The 25,965-nt window shown below is 70.8% G+C and carries 17 protein-coding genes; 7 read left to right on the top strand and 10 right to left on the bottom strand.

Going from position 1 to position 25,965, the window contains the following annotated elements; translation table 11 throughout:
- Positions 1-13: 13 nt before the first annotated feature.
- Positions 14-487 carry a PaaI family thioesterase gene (locus tag D7V93_RS08640; protein WP_120642931.1) on the bottom strand — a complete coding sequence of 158 codons (474 nt, stop codon included), beginning with the start codon at positions 485-487 and terminating at the stop codon, positions 14-16.
- A 141-nt stretch (positions 488-628) separates the two neighbouring features.
- On the opposite strand from D7V93_RS08640, the gene D7V93_RS08635 reads away from it, so the two are divergent.
- Positions 629-2,953 carry an ATP-dependent helicase gene (locus D7V93_RS08635; RefSeq protein WP_208722954.1) on the top strand — a complete coding sequence of 775 codons (2,325 nt, stop codon included), beginning with the start codon at positions 629-631 and terminating at the stop codon, positions 2,951-2,953.
- 54 nt (positions 2,954-3,007) lie between these two features.
- Here D7V93_RS08635 and D7V93_RS08630 read toward each other — a convergent pair whose 3' ends face one another.
- Entirely contained in the window at positions 3,008-4,321 is a 1,314-nt protein-coding gene (locus tag D7V93_RS08630; protein ID WP_120642929.1) for a S41 family peptidase, read from the bottom strand.
- Entirely contained in the window at positions 4,318-4,815 is a 498-nt protein-coding gene (locus D7V93_RS08625; protein ID WP_120642928.1) for a MarR family winged helix-turn-helix transcriptional regulator, read from the bottom strand. Before D7V93_RS08625 ends, D7V93_RS08630 begins: the two co-directional genes overlap by 4 nt.
- Before the next feature lie 174 nt (positions 4,816-4,989).
- On the opposite strand from D7V93_RS08625, the gene D7V93_RS08620 reads away from it, so the two are divergent.
- The 4 genes from D7V93_RS08620 to D7V93_RS08605 all read left to right on the top strand — a co-directional run bounded on the left by D7V93_RS08620 (position 4,990) and on the right by D7V93_RS08605 (position 11,666).
- On the top strand, positions 4,990-6,711 hold the full coding sequence (locus D7V93_RS08620) for a DUF1592 domain-containing protein (RefSeq protein ID WP_208722953.1): 1,722 nt from the start codon (positions 4,990-4,992) through the stop codon (positions 6,709-6,711).
- The gene (locus D7V93_RS08615) at positions 6,708-8,132 is read left to right on the top strand and encodes a DUF1552 domain-containing protein (protein ID WP_120642927.1); all 1,425 of its coding nucleotides are present in this window, start codon (positions 6,708-6,710) and stop codon (positions 8,130-8,132) included. Before D7V93_RS08620 ends, D7V93_RS08615 begins: the two co-directional genes overlap by 4 nt.
- A 110-nt stretch (positions 8,133-8,242) precedes the next feature.
- Positions 8,243-9,433, top strand: coding sequence for a lytic polysaccharide monooxygenase (locus tag D7V93_RS08610; RefSeq protein ID WP_120642926.1), 1,191 nt, complete (start codon positions 8,243-8,245; stop codon positions 9,431-9,433).
- Positions 9,434-9,737: 304 nt separating this feature from the next.
- The gene (locus D7V93_RS08605) at positions 9,738-11,666 is read left to right on the top strand and encodes a glycoside hydrolase family 71 protein (protein ID WP_158623683.1); all 1,929 of its coding nucleotides are present in this window, start codon (positions 9,738-9,740) and stop codon (positions 11,664-11,666) included.
- Here the strand turns inward: D7V93_RS08605 and D7V93_RS08600 are convergent.
- Positions 11,663-14,377 (bottom strand): carboxypeptidase-like regulatory domain-containing protein, encoded by a 2,715-nt coding sequence (locus tag D7V93_RS08600; RefSeq protein ID WP_147451089.1) that lies wholly within the window; start codon positions 14,375-14,377, stop codon positions 11,663-11,665. The two genes, D7V93_RS08605 and D7V93_RS08600, sit on opposite strands and share 4 nt — an antisense overlap.
- A 158-nt stretch (positions 14,378-14,535) precedes the next feature.
- Between D7V93_RS08600 and D7V93_RS08595 the strand changes: the two genes are divergently transcribed.
- Positions 14,536-17,508 (top strand): M4 family metallopeptidase, encoded by a 2,973-nt coding sequence (locus tag D7V93_RS08595; RefSeq protein ID WP_120642923.1) that lies wholly within the window; start codon positions 14,536-14,538, stop codon positions 17,506-17,508.
- A 72-nt stretch (positions 17,509-17,580) separates the two neighbouring features.
- Here D7V93_RS08595 and D7V93_RS47310 read toward each other — a convergent pair whose 3' ends face one another.
- The 3 genes from D7V93_RS47310 to D7V93_RS08580 all read right to left on the bottom strand — a co-directional run bounded on the left by D7V93_RS47310 (position 17,581) and on the right by D7V93_RS08580 (position 22,196).
- Positions 17,581-20,871, bottom strand: a complete 3,291-nt coding sequence (locus tag D7V93_RS47310) for a carboxypeptidase-like regulatory domain-containing protein (RefSeq protein WP_120642922.1) — start codon at positions 20,869-20,871, stop codon at positions 17,581-17,583.
- A gap of 78 nt (positions 20,872-20,949) precedes the next feature.
- Complete coding sequence (locus tag D7V93_RS08585; RefSeq protein WP_120642921.1) at positions 20,950-21,330, bottom strand: hypothetical protein; 381 nt, start codon at positions 21,328-21,330, stop codon at positions 20,950-20,952.
- Positions 21,327-22,196: a TIGR02587 family membrane protein gene (locus tag D7V93_RS08580; RefSeq protein WP_120642920.1), complete on the bottom strand. Its 870-nt coding sequence runs from the start codon at positions 22,194-22,196 to the stop codon at positions 21,327-21,329. The genes D7V93_RS08585 and D7V93_RS08580 overlap by 4 nt, the downstream gene beginning before the upstream one ends.
- A 131-nt stretch (positions 22,197-22,327) precedes the next feature.
- Between D7V93_RS08580 and purU the strand changes: the two genes are divergently transcribed.
- Entirely contained in the window at positions 22,328-23,191 is an 864-nt protein-coding gene (purU, locus tag D7V93_RS08575; RefSeq protein WP_120642919.1) for a formyltetrahydrofolate deformylase, read from the top strand.
- A 10-nt stretch (positions 23,192-23,201) separates the two neighbouring features.
- Here purU and D7V93_RS08570 read toward each other — a convergent pair whose 3' ends face one another.
- From D7V93_RS08570 to D7V93_RS08560, 3 genes are read right to left on the bottom strand one after another with little or no spacing between them, the layout of a single operon-like run.
- Positions 23,202-24,380: a DUF7305 domain-containing protein gene (locus tag D7V93_RS08570; RefSeq protein WP_120642918.1), complete on the bottom strand. Its 1,179-nt coding sequence runs from the start codon at positions 24,378-24,380 to the stop codon at positions 23,202-23,204.
- 26 nt (positions 24,381-24,406) lie between these two features.
- The gene (locus tag D7V93_RS08565; protein ID WP_120642917.1) at positions 24,407-25,207 is read right to left on the bottom strand and encodes a tetratricopeptide repeat protein; all 801 of its coding nucleotides are present in this window, start codon (positions 25,205-25,207) and stop codon (positions 24,407-24,409) included.
- Positions 25,207-25,845: an RNA polymerase sigma factor gene (locus D7V93_RS08560; protein WP_372338302.1), complete on the bottom strand. Its 639-nt coding sequence runs from the start codon at positions 25,843-25,845 to the stop codon at positions 25,207-25,209. The genes D7V93_RS08565 and D7V93_RS08560 overlap by 1 nt, the downstream gene beginning before the upstream one ends.
- Positions 25,846-25,965 lie beyond the last annotated feature (120 nt).

Genomic DNA, 25,965 nt, shown 5'->3' with positions numbered 1-25,965 from the left:
GGGTGGGTGGGTGTCAGTTGGTGGCGGGGCTGTCGCCGGCGGCCCAGGGCTGGGAGGAGACGCGCACGACGCCCTGGCAGCGGGCGCACACCCGCCCCTGGCTGTCGAGGAGCCGGGCGGACGCGAAGACGGTGGACGGTCCGCCGTGGTCGAGCGTGGCCTCCACGTGGAGGCTGTCGCCGGTGGCGGGGCGCTCGAAGCTCATGGAGAGCTGGATGGTGGCGCAGCGCTTCGTGGGATCCCTCAGCGCCGGGGTGCACCCGATGGCCAGGTCGAAGAGGGCCGCGAGCATGCCGCCGTTGACGGCGGAGGTGCCCAGGCCGCCCCGGTGCTCCGGCCGCACCTGGGGCAGGGTCACCACCACCTTGCGGCCCTCCGGGAAGGACATCCGGGCGCCGAAGTGGCGCAGGGTGAGGCTCTGGTTGAAGCCCTCGGCGAAGCGGTCGAGCTGGGCCTGGGAGGGAGGCGTCGATGGGGTGTCGGACATGGCGTGCTCCCGGCTTTATACCGCACGCTCCTGCCTGTCCCGGGGGCGGACGGCCCGGCGGGCGCCGGGGACGGCGGAAGACCCCACACCGGCGGGCGAAAGACGTTAGAAGACGGGGTTCTTCCCTGTGTGGAAACCCCCGTGAACGCCCACGAATCCGCCCTCCTCGAAGACCTCAACCCGCCCCAGGCGGATGCCGTGCTCCATGGCGACGGCCCCCTGCTCGTCCTGTCGGGCGCCGGCAGCGGCAAGACGCGCGTCATCACCCGCCGGGTCGCCCACCTGGTGAAGGTGCGCCGCGTCTTCCCCTGGCGCATCCTGGCCGTCACCTTCACCAACAAGGCCGCGCGCGAGATGCGCGAGCGCCTGACCGCCCTCCTGGGCGCGCAGGCCAACGACCTGGTGGTGAGCACGTTCCACTCGGCCGCGGCGATGATCCTCCGCCGCGAGGCGGAGCACGTGGGGCTCACGCGCTCGTTCGTCATCTACGACGACGGCGACCAGATGAGCCTCGTCAAACGCGCCATGCGCGACGCGGGCGTGGATCCGGTGATGCAGCCGCGGGAGATCCTCCACCGCATCGACCAGGAGAAGAACGCCGCGCGCCTGCCGGACGACATGCGCGTGGAGAACGACGACCTCCGTGGCGCCATCGTGCAGCGGGTGTACCGCGTCTACCAGCGCCTCTTGCGCGCGGCGAACGCGGTGGACTTCGGGGACCTGCTGCTGCTGCTCGTGAAGCTCTTCCGCGACCAGCCGGCGGTGCTGGACCGCTACCGCACGCGCTTCACGCACGTGCTGGTGGACGAGTTCCAGGACACCAACCCCGTGCAGTACGCGCTCTTGCGGCAGCTGGCCCCGCCGCCGTCCGCGAACCTGGTGGTGGTGGGGGATGACGACCAGTCCATCTACCGCTGGCGCGGCGCGGACGTGGACAACATCCTGAACTTCCCCTTGCAGTACCCGGGCGCGAAGGTGGTGAAGCTGGAGCAGAACTACCGCTCCGACCAGAACATCCTCACCGCGGCGCACGAGGTCATCTCCAAGAACACGCGCCGCATGGCGAAGAAGCTCTGGAGCGAGCGGCCCAAGGGCGAGAACCTGGAGCTGATGCTCCACCGCGACGAGCGGGCGGAGGCGCAGGAGGTGGCCCGCCGCATCCTCGCCCTCCAGCGCGAGGGCTTCATCAAGTTCTCCAGCATGGCGGTGTTCTACCGGACCAACGCGCAGAGCCGCGTGCTGGAAGAGGCGCTCCGGCTGGCGCGCGTGCCGTACACGCTGGTGAGCGGGCGCAGCTTCTACGACCGCGCGGAGGTGCGCGACGCGTCCGCGTACCTGCGGCTGATGGTGAACCCGCGCTCGGACGCGGACCTGCTGCGCGTGCTCAACGTGCCGGCGCGCGGCATCGGCGACACCACGGAAGAGCGACTGACGGACTTCGCCAACGAGCAGGGCCTGAGCCTCTACGAGGCCCTGGCCGAGCGCCAGCGCATCCCCGCCCTCAACGCCGCGGCGCAGAAGCGGCTGGGCGGCTTCCACCAGCTGCTGGTGTCGCTGCACGGCTTCGCCCAGACGGCGAAGGACGCGGCGGGCGCGGTGGACCAGATGCTCAAGGAGACGAAGCTCGTGGAGACGCTCGTCGCGGACGGCAGCGACGAGTCGCTCACCCGGGCGGAGAACCTGAAGGAACTGCTGGGCGCCGCGCAGGAGTTCGACCTGAAGCGCGCCTCTGACTCCGTGGCCTCGGCGATGGCGGCCGAGGCGCGCGAGGAGGAGGCCCCGGAGGGCGTGGACTCCGCGCCCCTCACCGCGGACGTGCCGCCGCTGCAGGCGTTCCTGGAGCAGATCAGCCTGGTGGGCGAAGCGGACGCGGAGGTGCGTGAGGGCCGCGTGGCGCTGATGACGCTGCACGCGGCCAAGGGCCTGGAGTTCGACGCCGTGTTCCTCACCGGGATGGAGGACAGCGTCTTCCCGCACTCGCGCGCGCTCAAGAGCGAGGAACCGGACGGCGGCGAGGAGATGGCCGAGGAGCGACGCCTCTGCTACGTGGGCTTCACCCGCGCGCGCAAGCGGCTCTTCGTGAGCTTGGCGCAGTGCCGCTCCCTCTTCGGCGAGCTCAAGTACAACCCGCCCAGCCGCTTCCTGGCGGACGTGCCGCAGGCGCTGTTCGGCTTCAAGGAGAACGACCTGCCCGCGCCGCCGCGCCCCGCCGCCATGGCCCCGCGCCGCCGCGCGTGGGACGACGACGAGACGGGCCCGCGCGTGGACCGCAGCTACTCGCAGGCGTCGTCCGACATGGAGGCCGTCAGCGGGGACGTGCGCGGCATGCGCGTGCGCCATGAGCAGTTCGGCTCGGGCCGCATCGTCTCCACGGACGGCAGCGGCCCCAACGCCAAGGTGACGGTGGAGTTCGGCGGAGACGTGGGCCTCAAGCGCGTCATCGCGCGCTTCCTCATCCCCGGATAGCAGGCTGCCGAATCCTGACCTGGAGGGGCGCGGAGAACGGACGGCTGCGGCGGGTCATTCGCGCGGATAGACGCGCGGAGCGGGTTCGTCGCGCCACAGCATCTCAAGCGTCTTGCCGGTGAGCCTGACCCGCAGCACCTCATAGCCCTCGACAGCGAAGACGTCCTTCGTCAGGGGTGACAGGCGTGCGACCGGGAGATCGGGGAAGGCGAACCAGAGCGCTCCGTCGCGATGCGTGACCTTGACTGGCGCGGCTCCCGCACCGCTTCTCAGATAGCGCCCCGCCAGCGGCGCCAGCATCGCGGGATCCAGGCTGACGGGATGCATGCGCGCCTCGACGGCGATGTTCGCCCAGCGATAGTCGCCAAGCTGCTCGGGCGTCGCTCCGGGGGTCTGGGAGAGCTTTCTCAACGCGTGCATCTGGGCCGCATCGAGCGCCTGTGCGGAGGGCGTTTCCACGTCCGGTGCGACCCCGGCGCCTTCCCAGTTCGTCTTGCTCACCGCATGCACGGGACGGCCGTAGGAAACGCTGAGGATGAAGTGGGGCGCGATGGGAAGCAGCGTGTTGTTGTTGGCCGCGCCCACGGTCCTGGCTCCGACCAGCACGCCCAGCTTGAATTGCTGCACATCGTAGGCGAACGCTTCCGCCGCCGATGCCGTTTGTCCGTCGATCAGCACGTAGAGCGGCTTGCCCTTCAGTCGCCCGGCCGGCAGATGTTCGAGGCTCCGCGATTGCGAAGGTGTTTCCGAACCCTGCAGGAAGGTCAGCTCCAGGGTGTCGGGATCCAGGAAGTGGCTGACCAGATAGCGGACCGCACCGTGCGAGCCGCCGCCGTTGTTGCGGAGATCGATGATGATGGCGTCGCCGTCCTTCAGGAAGCGCATGGCGTCGTCGTAGGCGGTGCCGCTCGCGTCGTTGGTCCACTGAAACCCGGTGATCTTCAGATAGCGGATGTTGCCCGGCAGGATCCGCATCTCCGCCAGGCCGTGATGATCTCGAATGGCCTGGCGGCGGAAGTAGGCTTCTTCGCCCGCGTCGCTGTCCGGCGCGGCCAGCGCCGCGGCGTAGGCCGCCGGGTCGACCCGCAGCGAAAGATGCCTGTCGTTGCTGACGCTGCGAAGGTCCCCGGTGAGCCGCTCGGCGAAGACGAGCGGATCGTCCACATCGTAGCGTCCAGCCTTCTGCAGCTGGTTCAACCGCTCGATGATCTTCGGCCGCAGCTCCGGGAAGACATAGCGCTTCTCGAACTCCGTCGAGATGGCCCTGAGCGCCGTGACGCGCTCCTTGGGCGACAGACGCGGTTGTGCCAGCGCGGTCGTGCAGAAACAGCTCAACGCAATCAACGACGCAATCACATGCGGCTTCATTTCTGGACCCGCTTCCCGGACGGCTTCGATGGTTTTGTCGACGCGAGGCGCTCGTCGAAGGGGCGTCGTTCCAGCGCCTCGATGGCCTCGCGCAGCAGTTGCGACAGCGGCATCGACAGCTCCCCCTCGAAGGCCTGCGCGGCGGCCTGGGTGAGCTCCCATTGCCTCTGCAGCGCCGGAACGATGGCCTCCGCGGCGGGGGTCAGGACGATGATGCGCTCGCGTGCGTCGTCGTCGCTGGCGCGCAGGGTCACCAGCCCGCGCTTCTCCATCTGCGCGACGGTCTGGCTCACGGCCGAATGGCTGATGCCGGCGCGTGTTGAAACCGTTCGGATCGAAGCGGGCCCGAGTTCGATCAAGGTCCGGACGATCGGCGTGTAGCGCGGCCGGTAATCGAGAGGGAGCGACTCGTAGGCCTTCTCGACCGCGCCATCGAGCAACTCGGTCAGATGCCGAAGAAGGGTGCCAAGGGTGGCGCTGCTCGGGAGCGACATGGTCGGAATGTATAAGCACTGTTATATCTCCACAAGAGACCGTTGGACCCGCGTGCCGTGACGACATTTGTTTTCAATGTAGATGTGACGCGACGCCTGGCTGGCCGGTGTACGGATTGACAACAAGTCAACTCCTCATTGGGATGAGCTCCAACGAACGGAGGCGCACGCTCAATGGCGCGACGACGACGATGGTGGAGTCCGGCGCTGCTGGCGGTCTCCGTGGGACTGCTGGGCGGCTGTGAAGGCCAGATTCTCGACGCGGCGAAGCCGGGTGGCCCCGGCCCGGGTGGCGGTACGGGTGGCCCGGGTGACCCGGGGGGTACGAACAACCCGCCCGTGGCGGTGGAGCAGCCGGCGCGCTCGGTGCGCGTCGCGCGGCTGACGCATCCCCAGTGGGTGAGCAGCGTGCAGGAACTGTTGCGGCTGACCGCGCCGCCCACGGCCCTGGCGCAGACGTTCCGCGCGGATCCGTCCCAGAGCGGCTTCCTCTTCGACAACGACGCCCGCTCCCTGTCGGTGGACGAGGCGCTGTGGGGCGCCTACCAGCGCGCGGCGGCGGACCTGGCGGGCCAGGTGGCCACGGACGCGACGAAGCTCGGAAAGCTGCTGCCTCCGGGCACCACCACCGACGAGGCGCGCGCCAAGGCGTTCGTGGAGTCCTTCGGCCTGCGGGCGCACCGCCGGCCGCTGACGCCTGACGAGGTGGAGGCGTACCTCGTCCTGTACCGCAAGGGCCCCGCGTCGTACTCCACCATGGCCCCGTTCCAGGCGGGCCTGCGGCTGGTGCTGGAGGGGTTCCTCCAGTCGCCCCTCTTCCTCTACCGCGTGGAGCGCAGCACCCAGGCGGCGGACGGCAAGGTGCCGCTGGATGCCTACGAGGTGGCGTCGCGGCTGAGCTACGCGCTCTGGAGCTCCATGCCGGATGACGCGCTCTTCACCGCCGCTCGCGAGGGGGCGCTGACGACGCGCGAGGGCGTGGCGGAGCAGGCGCGGCGCATGATGAAGGACGCGCGGGCGCGCGACGTGGTGGGGGCCTACCACCAGGTCGTCTTCGACGTGCCCCGCTACGCCAGCATCCGGCCGTCCACCACGCGCTTCCCCACCGTCACGGCGAAGCTGTCCGCGTCCGCGGCGAAGGAGAACGCGCTCTTCGTCGACTCCGTCGTCTTCAATCGCGAGGGGCGGTTCCAGGACCTGCTCACGTCGCGCGACACCTTCGTCGACGACGAGCTGGCGCGCGTCTACGGCCTCAGCGGGACGTTCACCGCGGACTTCGTGCCGGTGACGCTGGACGCCACCCAGCGCCGGGGCGTGCTCACCCAGGTGGGCTTCCTCGCGTCGCACGCGACGTCGGTGGATCCGGATCCCATCCACCGGGGCGTGTTCCTGTCGGAGCACCTGCTGTGCCAGAAGATTGGCGCGCCGCCGGCCAACATCCCCGCGCTGCCCGCCCCCAACGGCCGCACCAACCGCGAGGTCGTCACGTCGCACACGGAGGCGCCCGGCTCGGTGTGCGCGTCGTGCCACGCGACGCTCATCAACCCGCTGGGCTTCCCCTTCGAGAAGTTCGACGCCGTGGGTGGCTTCCGCACGACGGACAACGGGCATCCGGTGGACGCCACGTCGTCCCCGGGCATCGGCGGGCAGAAGGTCGCGGTGAAGGACGCGCTGGACCTGTCGGACGTGCTCGCCAGTTCGCAGGCGGTGCACGAGTGCTACGCGCGCCACTGGGTGGAGTTCCTGAGCGGGCGCCCGGCGGTCGTGGAGGACACGGCCCTGGTGGCGCGGCTGGGGAAGCTGTCGCAGGCGGGGCAATTGTCCATCGTGGACCTGGTCGTCGAAGTCGTCACGGGCGTGGGCTTCGTGAACCGCCACCCGGAGGAGCTGCCGTGAAACTGAGCCGTCGACGCGTGTTGCAGGGCCTGGGTGGGGCCATCTTGGGACTGCCGGTGCTGGAGGGGCTGATGCCCCGCAAGGCCGAGGCCGCGGAGCCCGGGGCGCTGCCCTTTGCCATCTTCCTGCGCCCGGCGGATGGCGTGGCCGCCGCGCAGAACACCGCGGAGCTGGGCCTGGAGCCGGAGCGCTTCTGGCCGGAGCCCCTGGGCGCCCTCACCACGACGACGCTCGCGGGCAAGTCGCTGGTGGAACTGGCCGACCACCGCGCGCGCCTGCTGGTGGTGCGCAACGTCAACATGAGGGACTACAACTACGGGGACGGCCACGCGCGTGGCGCCCTGCAGTGCCTCACCGCGCGCGGCCCCACCGTGGAGGGCGTGGGCGGCGACTCCGAGGCGTCCGGCGAGTCGCTGGACCACCGCATCGGCCGGGAGCTGAACCCGCAGAAGCGCGACTCGCTCTTCCTCTACGCGGGGCAGTCCGGCGGCTGGCTGGGTGGCCCGTGCATCTCCTACCGGGGCAGCGCGGCGCGCCGGGCCGCGCTGCATGATCCGTGGGTGGCCTACCAGACGATGGTGGGCGGCCCCGGCGGCCTCACGCCGGAGGCGCGCGAGGCGATGCTCGTTCGCCAGAAGAGCATCAACGACCTGGTGTCCGGACAGCTCAAGGCGCTCCAGTCGCGCCCGGAGCTGAGCAGCACCGACCACCAGCGCCTGGACCTGCACCTGTCCAACGTGCGCGACCTGGAGGTCGCGTTGAGCTGCCGCGCGCGCGCGGACGACGAGCTGCGGCTCCAGCAGCAGGCGCCCGGCTACAACAGCACGGACGGCGACGAGGTGCTGGCCACGGTGCGGCTGCACATGGACATCGCGGTGCTCGCGGTGGCGTGCGGCACCACGCGCTCGGTGGCCATCCAGGTGGGCAATGGCAACGACAGCTCCACGCGCTACCGCGACCCGGCGACGGGGCAGCTGATGGAGAACTACCACTTCATCTCCCACCGCCGCCTGTCGCACGACGCCCTGGGCGGCGTCATCGCCGGCTCGGACCTGCTGCACTCGCGCGTGGACGCGCAGTTCGCCAAGACCTTCAACTACCTGTTGGACAAGCTGGCGGCCTACGCCCTGCCCAACGGCAAGAAGCTGGTGGATCAGGGCGTGTCCGTCTGGTTCAACGACCTGGGCAGCGGGCCGTCGCACTCGGCGCGCAACATCCCCTTCATCCTCGCGGGAAGCTGCAATGGCTATCTCAAGCAGGGCGTGGCGGTGACGGCGTCCGGCGGCGGCAACCCCAACCACAACAAGCTGCTCAACACCCTTGGCAGCGCGGTGGGGCTACGCAACGCGGCGGGCGGACCCCTGGACGACTTCGGCGACCCCTCGCACGCCAAGGGCCTGCTGCCGGAGCTGCTGGCCTGAGCCGCCCGGCGGGGCGCGGAAAAGAGTGGCTCCCTCTTTTTTCCGCGCCCCCGCGTTGACCCGAAAGGCTTCCGCCCTTCCTCCCTGTGGGCTGAACAGAGGAGGAAGAGATGTTCCCAGCAATCCAGAAGGTCCTCGCCGCATCGCTGGCCGTGGTCTCCCTGCTGTCCGCCAGCGTGGCGGCGGCGCACGGCTCCATGGAAGTGCCCCTCAGCCGCGTCTATGGCTGCTTCAAGGAAGGGCCGGAGAGTCCCAGGTCGGCCGCCTGCAAGGCGGTGATCCAGGCCGGTGGGACGCAGGCGCTGTACGACTGGAACGGCGTCCGGCAGGGCGCCGCCAACGGGCGCCACCGCGAAATCATCCCCGACGGCAAGCTGTGCAGCGCCGCCAATGAGAGCCACCGGGGGCTGGACCTGGCGCGCACGGACTGGCCGTCCACGCTCATCACCCCGGACGCCAGCGGCCGCTTCGAGTTCGTCTTCCACGCCACCGCGGTGCACGCCACGGGCTACTTCCAGCTCTTCGTGACGAAGGCCGGCTACAACCCGGCGCTGCCCCTGAAGTGGTCGGACCTGGAGGCGACGCCCTTCTGCAACGTCACCAACGTCTCCGCGACGAACAACCGCTACCGGCTCCAGTGCCCCTTCCCGGCGGGCCGGAGCGGAGCGCACGTCATCTATGCCATCTGGCAGCGCGCCGACAGCCCGGAGGCCTTCTACGCCTGCACGGACGTGAAGTTCAGCGACACGCAGCCCCCGCCGGTGGTGTGGAAGGAGCTGGGCCAGGTGCAGGCCCGCGAGGACCTGGCCAAGGGCAGCAAGGTGACGTTCCGCCTCTTCGACAGCGCGGGCCGTGACGCGGAGTCCCACCCCCTGCTGCTCGACGCGGCCACCCCGGCGGCCACATGGATCCACCGGCTGGCGCAGCAGGTGAACGCCGCCTCCAGCCGCGTGCAGGTGGGCGTGCTCCAGACGACGGGCACCGTCACCCCCGTCCAGGACGCGCTGGCCAACCGCGTGTACGCGAAGGAGACGGGCTACACGTTCCAGGTCGACCTGGAGAAGCCGGCACCCGGTGGCGGCTCGGATGGTGGCTCGGATGGGGGCCCGGGCGAAACGGCTCAATACAAGTACCCGGCCGGCCTCTCCAGCTACACGGCCGGCACGCTGGTGGAGGGCACCGACGCGCACCTGTACCGCTGCAAGCCCTTCCCGTACTCCGGCTGGTGCCAGGGCGCGGCGTCGCACTACGCGCCGGGCACGGGCATGGCCTGGGCGGATGCGTGGGAGTTCGTCCGCTAGACAGGCCTCGGAGGCAAGGCAGGGCAGGGTCTGGAAAACACTGCTTATGCTGGAATAAGCAGTTTTTCATGATTTGGGAGAAACAATCACAGCCTCGGGCGGATAAGAGCTGACGTTGTCCGCCGTCTGTCTCGCGCGGCCCGGTGTTCCGGGCCGCCCCTCCCCCCGAGGCTTCATGTCTTCGCTGCGGTTGTCGAACTTCGTTCGAGTGGGTTGTCTTTCGTTCTTCATCGCGGGCGCCAGCGCCTGCGGTCCCGCCGAACTCTCCGAGCCGGCGGCTCCCTCTGGGGTCCAGGAGGCGGCCGTGGGTGTCTCCACGACGCTGGTGGCGGCCGGCAGCGTGTGGAAGTACCGGGACACCGGCGTGGATCCGGGCGCGCAGTGGGGGTCGGTGGCCTATTCGGACGCGGCGTGGGCGCAGGGCGCCGCGCAGCTGGGGTACGGCGACGGTGACGAGGCGACCGTGGTGTCCTACGGCCCCAGCACGACGTCCCGTTACGTGACGACGTGGTTCCGCAAGACGTTCACCGTGGCGGATGCGTCGCGGGTGAGCGCGGGCGTGCTGCGCCTGCTGCGGGATGACGGCGCCATCGTCTACCTGAACGGCACGGAGGTCTTCCGCACCAACCTGCCCGCGGGCACGGTGACGCCTTCCACGCTGGCGCCGCTGACCATCGCCGGGGTGGACGAGACGGCGTGGCTGACCGCCTCCATCCCGCTCACCGCGCTCGTGACGGGCACCAACGTGCTGGCGGTGGAGGTGCATCAGTCCACGCTCAACTCGTCCGACCTGGGCTTCGACCTGGAGCTGAAGGCGACCGTGACGGCGCAGCCCACGCCCTGCTTCGCGCTGGACCTGCCGTCGCTGTCGTCGCTGCGCGCGTCGCCGAAGAAGGTCTTCGCGCACTACTTCTCGCCCTATCCGCTGTCGCTCGACAACAAGGATCCGGCGGTCGACTACTACGCGCGCAACTACCTGCAGCCCACGGGGGAGAACTCCAAGTTCGCCTACTGCGGCGGCCTGCTCAAGCAGCGGCCCCTGCCGCAGCCTCCGCGCGCGGTGGGCGTGGACTACGAGCGCGCGAACTTCGAACTGGAGGTGCGGCGCGCCGCGGCCCTGGGGCTGGACGGCTTCACCTACGACATCCTCAACCACCAGGGCACGCACTGGACGCGGCTGCTCAAGATGCTGGACGCCGCGGCCGCCGTGGACGCGGGCTTCCACATCGTGCTGATGCCGGACATGACGGCCACGTACCAGGGCACGGACGCGGAGGCCCAGACGGCCTTCGTGGACTCCATCGCCTCGGTGGCGTCGCACGCGGCGACGTACCACCTGGACGACGGGCGGCTGCTGCTCGCGCCGTTCGCCGCGGATCGGCGCACGCCGCAGTGGTGGGCCTCCACGCTCCAGGCCCTGTCGGCGCGCGGCATCCCGTCCGCGTTGTGGCCGGTGTACGTGTCGCCGTGGGCGGCGGCGACGACCAGCCTGAAGGCGCAGGTGCCGCTGTACGGCACGTCCACCTGGGGCTCGCGCACGCTCGCGGGCGCGGCGGGGCAGAAGACGAACCCGGGCACCGCGCATGGGATGGGGCTCAAGTGGATGGCGCCGCTGGCGGTGCAGGACTCGCGGCCCAAGGACCTGGTCTACACGGAGGCCAACAACTCCCAGGCGCTGCTCGCGCTGTGGGACGCGGCCATCCAGGGCGGCGCGGACTGGGTGCAGCTCATCACCTGGAATGACTACTCGGAGGCCACGGAGTTCTCCCCGTCCAGCGGCACGCAGTGGGCGCCGTTCGACCTGACGGCCTACTACACGACGTGGTTCAAGACGGGCGTGCAGCCGGCCATCGTGCGGGACGCGGTGTATTACTTCCACCGGAACCAGGCGACGACCGCCGCGCCGGACCTGACGAAGCAGCGCTCCGTCTACAAGCTGGTGAACGGCGCCGCCGCCGTGAATGAGATTGAGTTGCTGGCGTTCCTCACCGCGCCCGCGACGCTCGAGATTGAAGTGGCGGGCACCGTGCAGCGCAAGGACGTGGGCGCGGGCATCCAGTCCTTCCGCATCCCGCTGCGCGAAGGCACGCCGCGCTTCCGGGCGGTGCGCGGCGGCGTCACGGTGGCGTCGGTGACGAGCGCGTCTCCCATCAGCAACACCATCGTCTACCAGGACCTGCTCTACCGCGCGGGCGGCAGCCTGACGTGTGACCGGACGGCGTTCTTCCCCTAGGGAGACACGGGTTCGGCGACGGCGGCGATGGGAACCAGGGGCACCGTGAGGACTTCATCGCGGGACGTCACGGCCCGGGTGACGTCGCGGTAGCCCTTCGTCGACACCTCCACGGTGAAGGGCAGTGGGGGCGCGGCCTCCACTTCGAAGAGGCCGTTCCTGAACGTGGGGCGCCGGACGTCGCCCCGGCCGTGGATGCTTGGCCGGGCTCCGGGGCTCCAGAACTCCACGAAGGGCTTGTCCGCTTCGGTGAGGGGCTCCCCGGTCTTCTGGTCATGGAGGTGGAGCCGCAGCGTCCAGTGGTTTTCGAGCGTCAGGGTGCCCAGGTCGAGGTCGACGCCTTCCTCCGTCGTCACGGCCCGACGCAAGGCAGGGAACCCCTCCGCCCGCACCGTGAGCGTCCGGGTGCCGGAGCCCTTCACGGGACAGTCGAAGGTGCCGTCGGGAGCGTCCACCGCCGACCCTGGGGACGTACGGTTCGAGAGGCTCAGCGTGAAGGCGGTGACCGGCTTGCCTGTCGGATCCACGACCCGGCCCTTCAGGTGCCCATCCTTGACGAACACCAGGCGGACCTGCTCCGCGTGCGCGTCCACCCACAGCTCCTCCTTCTGCTCGAACGTCCCTCCCTGGGAGCGCTCCGGATGGAAGGTGTAGCCCGGCATGTCCGTGGTCAGCGCGTAGCGGGTGGCCGCCAGGTGACGCAGGGTGAAGCGGCCATCCGGACCCGAACGCGCGCCCGCGGAGACCGCGGGGTCCTCCTCCCGGTGGCGCCATGGAGGGTCGTCCACGTCGGGCGTGGTGGCCAGGATCCTCACCTCCGCGAGCGGAAGGCCGGCCGTGTCCACCGCCATCCCGGAGAGGGTGCGGCCCTCTTCCAGGCGCAGGGACACGTCCACGTGTTCGCGCCCCGTGATTTCGATGGGGCGGGAGGCGCGCTCGTCGGTCCAGTCCCGGGAGACGGTCGCTTCCAGGACGTAACGGCCGGGCCGGATGCCCTGGAGGAGGAAGCGGCCCGAGGCGTCCGTGGTCGCGGAGCGCCGCAGCTCCTCGCGCTCGTCGTCACCCTGGACGTTACCCAGACTCAGCGCGGCCCCGTGCACCGGCAGCCCCTGTGCGTCCGTCACGCTGCCCGACACGGAGGCGCCCCGGTCCAGCACCAGCCGCAGCGACGCGGCGGGCACCTGGACCGCCAGCGCCCCGAAGAGGAAGGACGTGTCCTTGGTGAACACAAAGCCGGGCCCTGGCTCCGCGGCGTCCAGGACGAAGTGCCCTTCGGCATCCGACAGCTGGGTGTCCTCGGGATAGCTGTAGTTCCAGTGCTCCTCGCCGCTGCGGAACTGCAGCGGGATGCCGGCGAGCGGCGTGCCCTGCTCGTCGACGACGATGCCTTCGGCGGACGCCGCGCGCACGAGGGTCAAGTCCAGCGGCCCCATGCCCTGCTGGAGCCTCTGGGCCGCGAGCTCCAGGTCCAGGTGGTGCGCTGCCTCCACCTTGAACGTGTGCGGTCCGGAGCGCACGGGCCCCAGCCGGTAGCGACCCGCCATGCTCGTCACGGTGGTCGCCTCGGCGGAGGCGGGGCCTCCGTCCTCCCGGTACGTGAGGACCTTCGCGCCCGCGACGGGCTGGCCGGTGTCGCCGCGCACCGTGCCCTCCACGTACATGCCGGGCTCCAGCTGGAGCACCACGGAGTCCAGCGGGGGCGTCACGTTGAGCGTGGCGAACGCGCTCGCCTCCCTCGACGTGGCGGAGAGCTGGTGGGGGACGGCGGGCACGTCGTCGAAGGAGAAGTGGCCCGTCCCGTCGGACGTGGTGAGCTGCTCCGTCGCGAGCGGGGTATCGCCATCGAGCAGGACGGTGACTCCCGGCGCGGGGCTTCCATCCACCGCCACCACGCGGCCCGCGACGCGGGTCGGGCGGGTGAGCCTCAGGGGCTCGTCCGTGTCCCAGCCGTGGGTGTTCGGGATGAATCGCGAGGCCCAACCCTTCGCGGCGACGAAGAGCGAATAGGAGTCCCGGGGCACCGGACCCAGGCTGAATTCGCCCTTTGCATCGGTGCGCGTGTCGAAGAAGCGGGTGTGCTTGCGGTGGATCAACGTCACCTGGGCTTCGGGGATGGGCGTCTTGCCGTCCGCTTCCGTGACGGTCCCCTCAATGAAGCCCCCTTCCTCCAGGTCCAGCACCACGTCGGCTCCGCCGACCGGGACGTGGGCCTGCATCGCCACGCCTTCGTCCGCCAGGGCCCAGAGCGTGACGTTGCCGTCGGGCAGCCCCTCCAGCACGAAGCGACCGTCCGCGTCGGTCGTCACTTCCGCGAACACGTCGGCTTCGCCCAGCCGTGCGCTCACGAGCTCCACCATCATGCGCCGGTACTCGAACCCGCAGTCCTTGAGCGCGACGGGCATGCCCTCCTGGTCGGGTTGGACGGTGGGGCAGGGCAGCTCCGACAGCGTCCGCCAGGGCTCCGTCCGCGAAGCGGAGACGCGCGCGCTCGCGGCGAGGCCCCGGGTATCCCGCACGAGGCCCGTGATGCGCCCACTCCCGGAAGGACGCGGCGGGGTCGTGATCAGCGCGGCGCGGGCCACCGGAGTCACGGCGGCGGACGCGGTGGCGGTGGCGCTCGTGGGCTCCGGGGACGGGCTTCCCCAGAGAAAGAAGGCGAGGAGCGCGGCGACGGCCAACGCTCCCAATGCCAGCCACCACCCCGCGCGCATGCGTGTTCGTTCCCCCATGCGCGGCAGGATAGCGCAAGGACCCGCTGTCAGCGCGCAAGAGGCGTCCACATCTGCCCGGCAGCGGGTTCGCGCGGATTTGTCCCGTGAGGAGGCCCGCTGCTACAAGTCACGGGTCGTACTCAGAGGGGGATACATTCATGAAGTTGCGTTTCGCATCTGTGCTCGTCGTGCTCGGCCTCGTGGCGTGTGGAGATTCCACGGACGGCCCCGGGGAAACGCTGGCTGAAACGGGGGACGGCGCCACATCCACTCCCACGCCCATGCGTCCCGACGTCAGTCCCCAGGACCTCGCGGTGCTTCGCGCCCGGGAAGCACCGCGCTCGGCGCGGGCGCTCGCGGAGGTGGAGCGCCGCTTCGCCTCGCGGACGCCGGGCCTGTCGTTCCGGGTTCGCCGGGTCGACACCCAATCCCTGGGCGACACCCACGTCTGGATTCAGCAGGTCTTCCAGGGCACGCCCGTGACGGGACGGGATCTGGGCGTCATCGTCTTCGTGGACGACACGCTCCAGGTGCTCGGCGAGCCCGACACCTTCGAGGGCGTCGCGCCCGCGCGGCGGACCGCCACCGCCGGCCTGAAGCAGGCCAGGGCCCACGTCGCACGGAAGGGGCTCACCGTGAGCGACGTGGGCGAGGCGGTCCTGGAGCCCGTCTACGAGCGCCGCCTGCGCCCCGGCGCTTCCGGCGGGAATGCCGCGGACTACGAGACGGTGGTGGGGTTCGAGCGGGGCACCCGGGTGAAGGTCACCTCCGCGTTCGCTCCAGACGAGCCCCGCGAGTTGTTCGTCCGCGAGCGTGACGGCGCCGTGCAGGAGCGGGCCTTCCCGCCCTCCGGCATGGCGAAGGCCTCGCTGCGCAGCGCGTTCGCGGGCAACGTCCTCCTTCCCACGTACCAGAGCGCGAAGGCCTTCTTCCACCTCCAGAGCGAGCGGTACGACTACGTCTCCGCCGCCACCCAGCGCGGTGGAACCGTGGCGTTCGACTACACGAGCACGAGCAACATCTGGGGCAACAACCAGCTCTACGCCTTCCAGGGCCCCAATACCGCCAACGGGCAGACCGCGGCGGCGGACGCGTTCATCTCCATCTACGGCACCAACCGGATGTTCTCCGACGTGTACCTCCGGAATGGTTGGGACGGCCAGGGCGGGCCCATCCACGCCTATGTCCACGCCTCGCAGGGCAATGCCAACCCCGCGGGCAATGGCGTCATCGTGCTCGGGTACGTGCCCGACGGGAAGGGGCTCTCGAACGTCCCGCTGACCGACATCGAGACGGTGGCCCACGAGGTTGGCCACATGGCCTTCGAGCAGATGACCGGGGTCATCAGCGGCCCCACCGGCGAGATGGGGGGACTGGATGAGGGGACGGCGGACATCTTCGGTCTGGTCGCCGGCTTCTACCTGCCCGATGCGCTCGCGCTCGCGTCAGCTCCGTGCAACGCCCTGACGTGCAGCGGCGGCGGGCCCCGCAAGCCCATCACCGTGCGGGGGGATTGGACATTCGGGAACTGGGGGGACGCCCGCTACGGCCGCTCGTTCATCGACCCGTTCATGTACCCCGCCTGGGCGCCGGGCATCGACACCGCGCCCTCGCACTACGCCGCGGGACCGCTGGCGCGGATGTTCTACTTCCTCAGCGTTGGCGTGCTCCCGGCAGGTCAGGCTCCGGCCCCCGGCCTGCTGAATCCGCAGCGGGAGAGCGCCTTCCTCCCCAGGGGCCTCACCGGCCTTGGCATCAACGCGACGAACTGGATCTGGTACCACACGCTCAGCGGCATCTACTTCTCGCGCATCAACAACTATCACACGACCCGGGAGATGATGCTCGAGGCGACGATGACGCTCTATCAGCGCGTGCCGCACACCCCCGAGTACAAGGCGGTGGAGGATGCCTGGGCGGCGGTGAACGTCGGACCGCCCGCGGACCGCACGCCTCCCGCCGTGTCCATCACCACCGAGCAGACGAGCCCGACCGAGGCCATCGTCACGGTCGACGTGAGCGACGCCAACGGGCTGGAGACCGGAACGGTGGTCCTCTCCTCCGCCGTCACCGGCACATCGGTGCACACCCAGGCCTGCACCGGCCACTGCGTCATCACCCTCAACCCGAAGCACTATGGGACGCACACCCTTCATACCGTGAGCGTCACCGCGAAGGACACCCGCGGGAACGAGGTGAGCAGGCTCGTCTACTTCCCGCTCGACGTCGCGAAGCCGAATGTCACCATCACCTCGAACACGGCGACGCCCTGGTTCACGAACGTGCCTCAGCAGAACCTGAAGTTCAGCGGCAACGACGCCTATGGCATCCAGTCGGCGCGGGTGCTCCTGAACGGGGCGGAGGTGGTCGCTCAGTCGTGGAGCAGTCCCTTCCCCCTCACCTTCAGCTTCGACAGCGTACTCGTGGATGTCAGCAACGCTTCGGAGGGAATCCACACGCTGAGGTTCGAAGCGGTCGACCGGTTCGGGAACACCTGGGCGAACTGGTACGAGCTGGTGGTGGACCGCACGCCTCCGGAGCTCTGCTCACTGGCGGTGACGGTGGACCCGGCGAACAACGGGAAGGTCTACCTGACGCTCTCCGGGCGTGACGACGGAGCGGGGCTGTCGAACCTCGCCCTCCACCACACGACGGGCGGGCTGCTGCGTGGCGACACCACCGATGTCGGGGGCGGCGTCCCGCGCAGCCTGAGCCACACCGCCACCCTCGCGCCGGGGACGTACCTCTTCTTTGGCGTCTGCATGGACCAGCGCTCCAACGTCGTGCGGACGCCGTACCAGACCGTCACGCTGGTGGGCTCGTGCAACACCATGTCCACCGCGGGGGGCGCACAGGTGGATGAGCGGACGTTCCAGCTGGGCAAGGCGTCGGGGACGGTGACGCTCAGCTACCACACCTACACCGTGCATGACCGCCTCAAGGTCTACTCCGGCACGACCCTGGTGGCCGACACCGGCTGCGCCTCCACGGGCGACCCGTCGGTCCTCCGGAATCTGACGTTCTCGTACTCGGGGACGTCGGGGCAGTTGAAGGTGCGCGTGGAGCCGAACTGCAACCCCGTCACGGCGCAGCCCACCACGGAGTGGGCGTACTCGCTGAGCTGCCCCTGACGCGGTGGCAGGGGGGCTGGTGGGCTTCCGGGGACGGGCGTCCCCAACGGCGGGAGAGCCCATGCCCCGGTGTCAGCGCGCGAGTGGAGTCCACACGGGGCGCACGTCGCGGGACAGCGTGCCTTCGGCGGGCACGTCCAGCTCCTCCCGGTGGACCCCATCCTTCGCGCGGTTCACGGCGAGCAGCGTGTAGTGGCCCGCGGGGACGTGGCTGAAGCGCATCGACAGGCCGGTCCACTCCACCTGGGGGTGTTGTCGCGAGGCCAGGAAGTCGAACGCCTTGCTGCTTCCGGGGGCAGGCACCTGCCCCGGGAGCAGGAGGGCGGTGTGGACGTCTTCCGTCATCCGCAGCGTCACGGTGGTGCCGGAGCCCAGGGCTTCGAACGTGAGGTGGACCTCTCCGCGGGAGGGAATCCGCACGGACTGCGATGGGAAGAGGGGGGCGTTGCTGCTGTCGGACCCGAAGACATGGACCGTGTAGAGGCCCGGGGGAAGGGCCCGCAGGTCGAAGCCTCCCGCGTCATCCGTCTGGCCGTCCTCCCGTGCGCCGTCGGTGCTCACGAAGAGCAGCTTCGCGGGAACAGGGCGGCCCTGCGCGTCCCGGACGTGGCCCGTCACCCGGGCGCCTGGCTCCAGCCGGGCCGTGAAGGTCTCTTCCTCCGCGCCCACCGTTCCGCGCAGCGGCAGGTACAGGGGGGCGTCGATTTCGAGCGCGAACGCCGTGGTGGGCAGGTGCTCCAGGAGCAGGGTCCCGTCCAGCGTGGGGATGCTCCGGTGCAGGCCCGGGTAGGGTGGGCCGTCCAGGGCGCCCTCCACGCGGATCCGATAGCGGACGGCCACCGTGATCGTCGCTCCCTTGTCGATGCTCAGGCGGCCGTTGTACGGGACGCCCGTCACGGCATCGCGCAGGAGCACCCGCACCGTCCTGCCCCGCTTGAGCGTGAGTGTTCCCAGGTCCAGGTCGTCTTCACCGTCCACGGTGAGCGTGCGCTCCAGCGGCGCGAAGCCCTCGGCTTCCACCCGCAACCGCCAGTCACCGGTCTTCTCCACCCACAGCTCGAAGGCTCCGTCCGGCGTGCGGGGTCGCTGGCCGTTCACCTCGAAGGACTCGAGGGCCGCGCCTCCCTCCGCGACGACCCGGCCCCGGGCGTACTGCCTGCGCCGCATCACCAACCGGACCTCGCTGGCCTGGCTTCCCACCGTCAGGGACTCCGTGTCCTCCGGGGTGCCTCCCCGGGAGCGGGCGGCATCGAACTCGTGGCCCCCCAGGCTCGCGGTGAGCACGTAGCGGGGCGCGCTCAGGTGTCGCAGGGTGAAGCGGCCCTCCGCATCGGTGAGGACGCCCTCCGGACGCTCCTCGTCGTAGCTGTCGTAGCGGTCGACGTCCGGGTCTGGTTCCCGGTCCCGGTAGCGGGGCGCGTCCCCCTGGGGAACCGCGGCCCGGACGGCGACCCCCGCGAGGGGTTGGCCCCGGGTGTTCACGACGAGCCCCCGCAGGGTCCGGCCCTCCTCCAGCCGCAGCGACACCTCCGGGACCTCCTCTTCCGTCACGTCCAGCGGTCGCGAGGCGTGCTGATCCAGGGCCCTGCTCCGGAGCAGGGCCTCCACCACGTAGCCACCGGGCCTCACCCCCCGGAGCGTGACCCGGCCCTGCTCGTCCGTGACGCCCGTGCGTTCAGCGAAGCCCCGCTCCTCCCGCTTCCAGAGCGTCACCGGGACGCCGTGCAGCGGCGCTCCCGCCGCACCCAGGACGGTGACGGACACGCTGGCGCCCCGGTGCAGCACCATCCGCACCTCGCGCGACGGAATGTCCACCGCGAGCTTTCCGCCGAGGAAGGATGGGTGGAAGACCTCGAGCCACCCGGGGCCCGCGGATCCGGTCTCCACGACGAAGCGCCCCGCCTCGTCGGAGCGACCGGTCCTCATGCGGTGGGCGTTCTGCGCGCGCTCCGACGGCGAGCCTTCTTGCAACCGGACCTCCATCCCGGAGAGCGGGTGGCCTTCGTCATCCACGACGAGGCCTTCCACGGAGAAGGCGCGCGTCAGGGTGAAGTCGAGCGGATCCGTGTCCGGGTGGAAGGGGTGCAGGGTCGTCTCCGCGTCCAGGTATTGCGCGGCCGAGGCCCGGATGAAGAGGGTCTGTCGGGGCAGGGGGCCCAGGCGGTAGTGCCCGGTCGCGTCCGTGAGCGCCTGGCCGTGTCCGGCGTACCCCTCGGGACCCATGCGGCTTGCGCGGATCCGCGCGCCCGCGAGCGACTTCCCGGCGTCGTCGCGCACGGTGCCTTCCAGGAACCCGCCGGGTTCGAGCGTGAGCACCAGGTCCTCGCGGGGCGCGCTCTCCACGAAGGCGAAGGCGTCATGGGCCGCGGTCTCGGCGAAGAGCTCGTTCTCCCGGGAGCCCGCCGCCATGAGGGAGAAGCGCCCCTGGGCGTCCGTGGTGGTGACGCGCACGACGGGTTCGAGCAGGGGGGCGGACAACACGACCTGGACCCCTGGCGCGGGCGTGCCCTGTGCTGACACGACCCGGCCCGCGTAGCGCGCAAGGCGCTCGAGGACGAACACCTCGGACTCCAGCGCGCGGGCCACCTGGGAGAGGCGCGGCATCCTGTCGTCGGCCGTGATGAGAAGGGCGTAGTCGGCCCGGGGAAGCGGCCCGATGCGGAAGCGTCCGCGGGCGTCGGTGACGGCGTCGAAGAAGCGCGTGTGCTGGTGCGAGAAGACGGTGACCCGGGCGCCCGCGACGGGCTCCTGCCCGGGAGGTGCGTCCGTGACGGTGCCTTCGAAGACGTTTCCCTCCTCCAGGCCGAGCACCACGTCCCGGCTTCCCGCCATCACGTCGGGACGCACCGCCGCGCCCTCTTCCCCCAGCGCCCACAGCGTGAACGCGCCCTCCGGAAGCCCGTCGAGCACGAAGGTGCCGTCCGGGTTGGTGGTCGTCTCCGCGAGGACTCGCGCTTCACCCTCGCGGGCGCTCACCGCTTCCAGCAGCTCCGTGTAGGCCTGCGTCCAGCAGCCCTTGATCAGCCGGGATGGGGGCGCGCCGGGAGCCTCCATCCCGGTGTCGGAAGGCGGGCAGGAGCGCTCCGACAGCGTCTCCTCCGGTTCCACGCGCGACGCGGACACACGCACGCCCGCGATGGGGCCTCGTGCATCCCGCGCGAGGCCGGTGATGCGCAGGCTCCCGCCCGGCACGGGTGTGGCGGGTGTCGCGGTGCCCGACCTGGCGGACGTCGCCGCGAGGGTGGAGGACTTCTGCGCCAACCGGTCCGAAGCCGCTCCGCGCTCACGCAGGATGAACGTCAGGAGCAGCCCCAGGACGACGGCCACGACCATCCACCCCTTGCTGCGGATCCCCTGACGCATGCGCGTCCTCCCAGGTGTCAGCGCCCAGGATAGCCGCGAACCGGAAGCTCCAGGTCTCCGGACCGCGGGGCCCCTGAATCAGGGAGTCGCGTAGCCCACGGCGTGGGCTTCCACTCCAGTGGGGGAGGGGTCCTTCCGGAAGGCCACCCAGCCCTCCCGCTTCGAATGGCGGGGCACGAACGCGAGCACGAACTCGGCCTCTTCCCGCGACGCGGCCTCTCCGCGCAGCGTCACGCGCACGTGGACCTCCTCGGCCGCCGTGTCGCCGTGGTTCGCCACCGTGATGGGCACGCGCCACACCTGCTCGCCGCGCACCGGGGCTCCCACCGTGACGGCCAGGTCCGGGGGCCTGCTGTCCGTCTTCCACGCATCCACCGCGAGGTAGCCCAGCACCAGCGCCACGAGCACGCAGCTCGACGCGAAGACGACGCCCTCCAGCCAGTTCCAACGGGTCTTCATGATTGGATGAGCAGCCTTCCCGCGGACGCGCCGAGCGTCGATGCCAGCCCCAGCACCACCACCTGCGCCACGCAGATGCCCGGGCCATTGCCCGCGAACCGGCCGAAGAACCACAGCACGAGCGCGCTCGAAATCAATGCCAGCGCATACGTCACCACGGTCCCCGCCAGCACGTCCCGGCGCAGGCGGCGGCGCGTGAAACGGTGCGCCTTCGTGAAGTCGCTCTGGAAGAGGATGAGGCCGCCCAGCAGCAGCGACAGCACCGCCAGGCCCAACAGGTGCCAGGGCGACGTCTCCGCGGCGATCACGACGATCTCCTCCGTGGGCGCCACGTTGGCGGCGAACAGCACGGCTCCGCAGAACGCGATGACGAGCTGCGCGGGAACATGGTCCGCGGACTCCAGGCGGCGCTTGTCCTCTTCCGGCTCCTCCTCGCGGTGCTGTCCGCCCAGCTGCGCGGTGCCCACCGACACGCCGATGGCCACCGTGCCCGCCTCCACCACCACCATGCCCACCGCCTCCTGGAGCGACGTGCCCCGGCCGATGCGGCCGATGAGCACGAGCACGACGACGGACACGACGAGCCCCAGGCCCAGCTCCTCCAGCGAGTCCGTGAACACGTCGAACCAGTTCACGTCCCGGCGGAAGCCGCCGTAGCGGTTGTAGCCGAGCAGCAGCACATACGTGCCCACGAGGTAGCCCAGCACGCTCGCGGGATGGGAGGTGAAGCCCGCCCACCACACCTCCATCGTGTAGAGCAGCGGGAGGCTGAAGAGCAGCCCGCCCGCGATGCCCCGGCCGTACTCGCGCAGGGACTCCGACACCGGACGAAGGCGGGGCGCGGGGGAGGAGAGGGGGGCAGCCATGCAGGCGACAGTCTAGGGTCGCTTCGCCACGGGGGAAGTCCCCGACCGGCGGGCCGGGCGTTCACTGCCCGAAGTCGCCCTGGCCGGGGCCTCAGTCCGTGGGCGTCCGTCCGCTACAGTGAGCGGTGCCCATGAACGAGCACCCCTCCCAGTACATCCTCACGCTGTCGTGCCCGGATCAACGGGGCATCGTCCACGCCGTCTCCGGATGGCTCGCGGAGCACGGCTGCAACATCCTCGACAGCGGGCAGTACGGAGATCCGCAGACGCGGCTGTTCTTCATGCGCGTGCACTTCGCGGACGAGGTGTCGAAGACCGACCCGGCGGCGCTGCGCGAGGCGTTCACGGCGCTCGCGTCGCGCTTCTCCATGGACTGGCACCTGCACGACGCGGCGGTGAAGCCCCGGGTGCTGCTGCTCGTCTCCAAGATTGGCCACTGCCTGAACGACCTGCTGTATCGCTACCGCAGCGGCATCCTGCCGGTGGAGATCCCGGCCATCGTGTCCAACCACCGGGACTTCTACCAACTGGCGGCGTCCCACGACATCCCGTTCCACCACCTGCCGGTGACGCCGGACAACAAGGCGCAGCAGGAGGCGCGCCTGCTGGAGCTGGTGCGCGAGCAGCGCGTGGACCTGGTGGTGCTCGCCCGGTACATGCAGATCCTCTCCGCCCAGACGTGCGACGCCCTCCGGGGGCGGCTCATCAACATCCACCACTCGTTCCTGCCCAGCTTCAAGGGCGCGCGGCCCTACCAGCAGGCGTATGACCGGGGCGTGAAGCTGATTGGCGCGACGGCCCACTTCGTCACGGGCGACCTGGACGAGGGACCCATCATCGAACAGGACGTGGCGCGCGTGGACCACACGCTGTCGCCCGAGGCGCTGACCGCGATGGGCCGGGACGTGGAGAGCGTGGTGCTGGGCCGCGCGGTGACGTGGTTCGTGCAGCACCGCATCTTGCTCAACGGCCACAAGACCGTCGTCTTCCGCTGAAGCCCGCGCGCTATCCGGCAGGGCAGGCCGCGCCGGCGTCGAGCACGGCGGCGTCGTGGTGCACCTGCACGGCCCCGGAGGCTTCCAGGCCGCGCACGAACAGGGCGCCGAACACCTCCGCGTTGCCGCTCAGGTTGAGCCGGGCCTGGGGCGCGTAGAGGTTGCCTGCGAGCAGGCTGCCCGCGGAGATGTCCAGGGGCTCCGTGCCCGCCACGTAGACGCGCACGCGCGACGGGTGGGGAGCGGATCCCAGCGTGAGCTGGCCGGACACGACGAGGCCGCCCGACAGGAACAGGTCCAGCTCTCCCGGTGGCGGCACGTCCACGGTGAGGCCTTCGAGGAGGTTCACGCCGCCCGGGATGAACAGCGCGGTGCGACCCCGGATGCGCAGCGTGAGCTGGCCTGGCCCTGCCACGCGCGTGAGCAGGAAGCGGCCGCAGGGCAGCTCCAGCACGCGCTCCCCGGTGACGTCCTCCAGCACCGCGGGGTCCAGGCCGATGGCCGCGTTGTCGTTGTCCCGCGAGTGGTGGGCGATGAGCGCGCCAGGGTCGAAGCGGGACGCGGCGTCGCAGTCGCACGGGACGACGGGTGCCACGGGCTCGCGGCGAAGCTCGGCCGCCTGGGCGGGGCCGGGTGTGAACTCGGGGGGCACGGTGAGCACGCCGCCCACCGTGAGCGCCGCGAGCGTCACGTCGCCGCGAACCCGAGCGTTGCCCGCCACGGTGGCGGTCGCTGGACCGGAGAGGGGACCGCTGCTGTCCAGGCCGACGCCCACGGAGAGAGGACCGCTGAGCATGAGCCCCGCCGTGCCGCCCACCTGGAGGGTGCCGCCCACCTGGACGCGGTTGTTCGCGGACAGCCCCCCGTTCACGCCCACGTCGCCGCCCGTGCCGCCGGGCGTGTAGGGGCCCACGGAGCTCCGGAATGCATCCGTGATGAAGGGCGCGCTGAGGGAGAGTCCTTCGCAGGAGCACGCCGCGCGGCGGAACAGCGTCTCCGCCAGCCGGCCGCTGCACACGAGGGGACCGGAGGCGGGGTCGCCCAGCAGGAGCGGAGGTCCGCTGTCGGCGCAGTGCGAGGCCCAGGCATCCGGGATGCTTCCCGCGTCAGGGGTGTGCAGCGTGGCCACCGGATCATTCACGGTGCACGCGACGCTGAGCAACAAGAACCCCGCGACGTGGATCCTCATGCGCGAGACGACTCCCACCACGGGCCTCATCGCGGCGACAACTCCCGCAGCCGGCTCCGGGCGGTGGCGCCCAGTGGTGAGTCGGGATGCAAGGCGATGAATGCGTCCAGTGCCCGGGCCTCCGCCGCCGTGTCACCCAGCGCCCGGTACGCCTCGGCCTCTCCATGCCGTGCCTCTGGATCCAGCATGCCGCCGGGCTGCGAGCGCTGGGCGTCCTGGAACTGGCGCAACGCCCCGCGCGCGTCCCCCAGGTGCTCCAGCCGCAGTGCCCCCGAGGCCACGCGCGCTACGTAGGCCGCCAGCGAGGATGGCTGCGCGCGGATGACGCGCAGGTACAGCCCTTCCGCCTCCGTCCACTTCCCCTCTGAGCGCAAGGCATTGGCCTGCCGCAGCAGGTCCTCCGGCCGGGCCTGCTCCCGCGTGGCGGGGACCGGCCGGGCAGGGCGGGGGTGCTCGATGACGAACGGCGCGGGCGGCGACGGCAGGGACACCGGCTCCAGCGTGGCGATACGGGTCGGCTCGGGGACGTGCGGCGTCAGCACCACCGGGGTCGCGGGCCTGGACGCCGAGAAGCGCCACACGGCGGCCGCCGCGGCTCCGGTGAAGACGAGCGCCGCGCCCGCCATCAACCACACGGGAGGCCGCTTGCGCCGACGGGAAGGCGGCGCGGGCGCGACAGGCTGGAGCGCCGCGTCCAGCGCCGCCTGCACGAGCGCGCTCGAACGCTTGCGGGACAACCGCCGCGCCGGTCCCGAACCCTCATCGAGCGGCCGCAGCAGATCGTCCAGCGGCTCCTCGTCGCCGTCCCCGGGAGGCAAGGGGCTCATTACGCCCCCCCTTCCGGCCCGTCGCCATCCGCCGCCAGCGCACGCAGCGCGGTGCGGCCCAGGCGCAGCCGGCTGCGCACGGTCTCGAAGGGGACGCCCAGCTCCGTGGAGATCTCCTGCACGCTCAGTTCCAGCACGTGGTGCAACACCAACGCATGCCGCTGCTCCGTCGAAAGCCTGTCCAGCAGCGCCACCATGTGACGGCGATGCACGTACTCATCCGCCGGCGCTTCGTCGGAAGGCACCGCCAGCAACTCCACCGGATCCCCACTGTAGCGGGCCTCGCGCCCCCGCGAGCGCTTGAGCCACGCGAAGGTCGTGCGCACCACCACCCGGTCCACCCAGCCGTGGAACCGCCCGTCGCCGCGATAGGTGGGCAGGCCCCGCACCAGGGCGATGAGGGACTCCTGCGCGATGTCCTCCACGTCCGAGTCCCCCCGCACCAGGTAGCGCACCAGGTTGCGCACGCGCGGCAGCAGGTCCAGGAGCAGGGACTCGGTCGCGTCGCGCTGGCCCTGCATGGCCGCCGCCAGCCGCGCGTCCTCCGCCGCACGGGGCGCGACGGTCGCATGTGAGCCCGAACTCCTCATGTCCGACAGGGAGGAGGCACGGGGCGGAATCGGGTCATCGGGGCTCACGGAAAAATCACCATCCCCACGCCCAGTCGGGGTCGCACGGACCAGCCGTCCTCCCGGAGCACGAACCCGCCATCCGTGGCGTAGCCCAGCCGGGGCCGCCCCACGAGCACCTCCCCCGAC

This window comes from Corallococcus llansteffanensis, from assembly GCF_003612055.1.
In the GTDB taxonomy this organism is placed as follows: Bacteria; Myxococcota; Myxococcia; order Myxococcales; family Myxococcaceae; genus Corallococcus; species Corallococcus llansteffanensis.
Note: the sequence above shows the minus strand (reverse complement) of the source record. Positions and strands in the feature narration are given on the sequence as shown.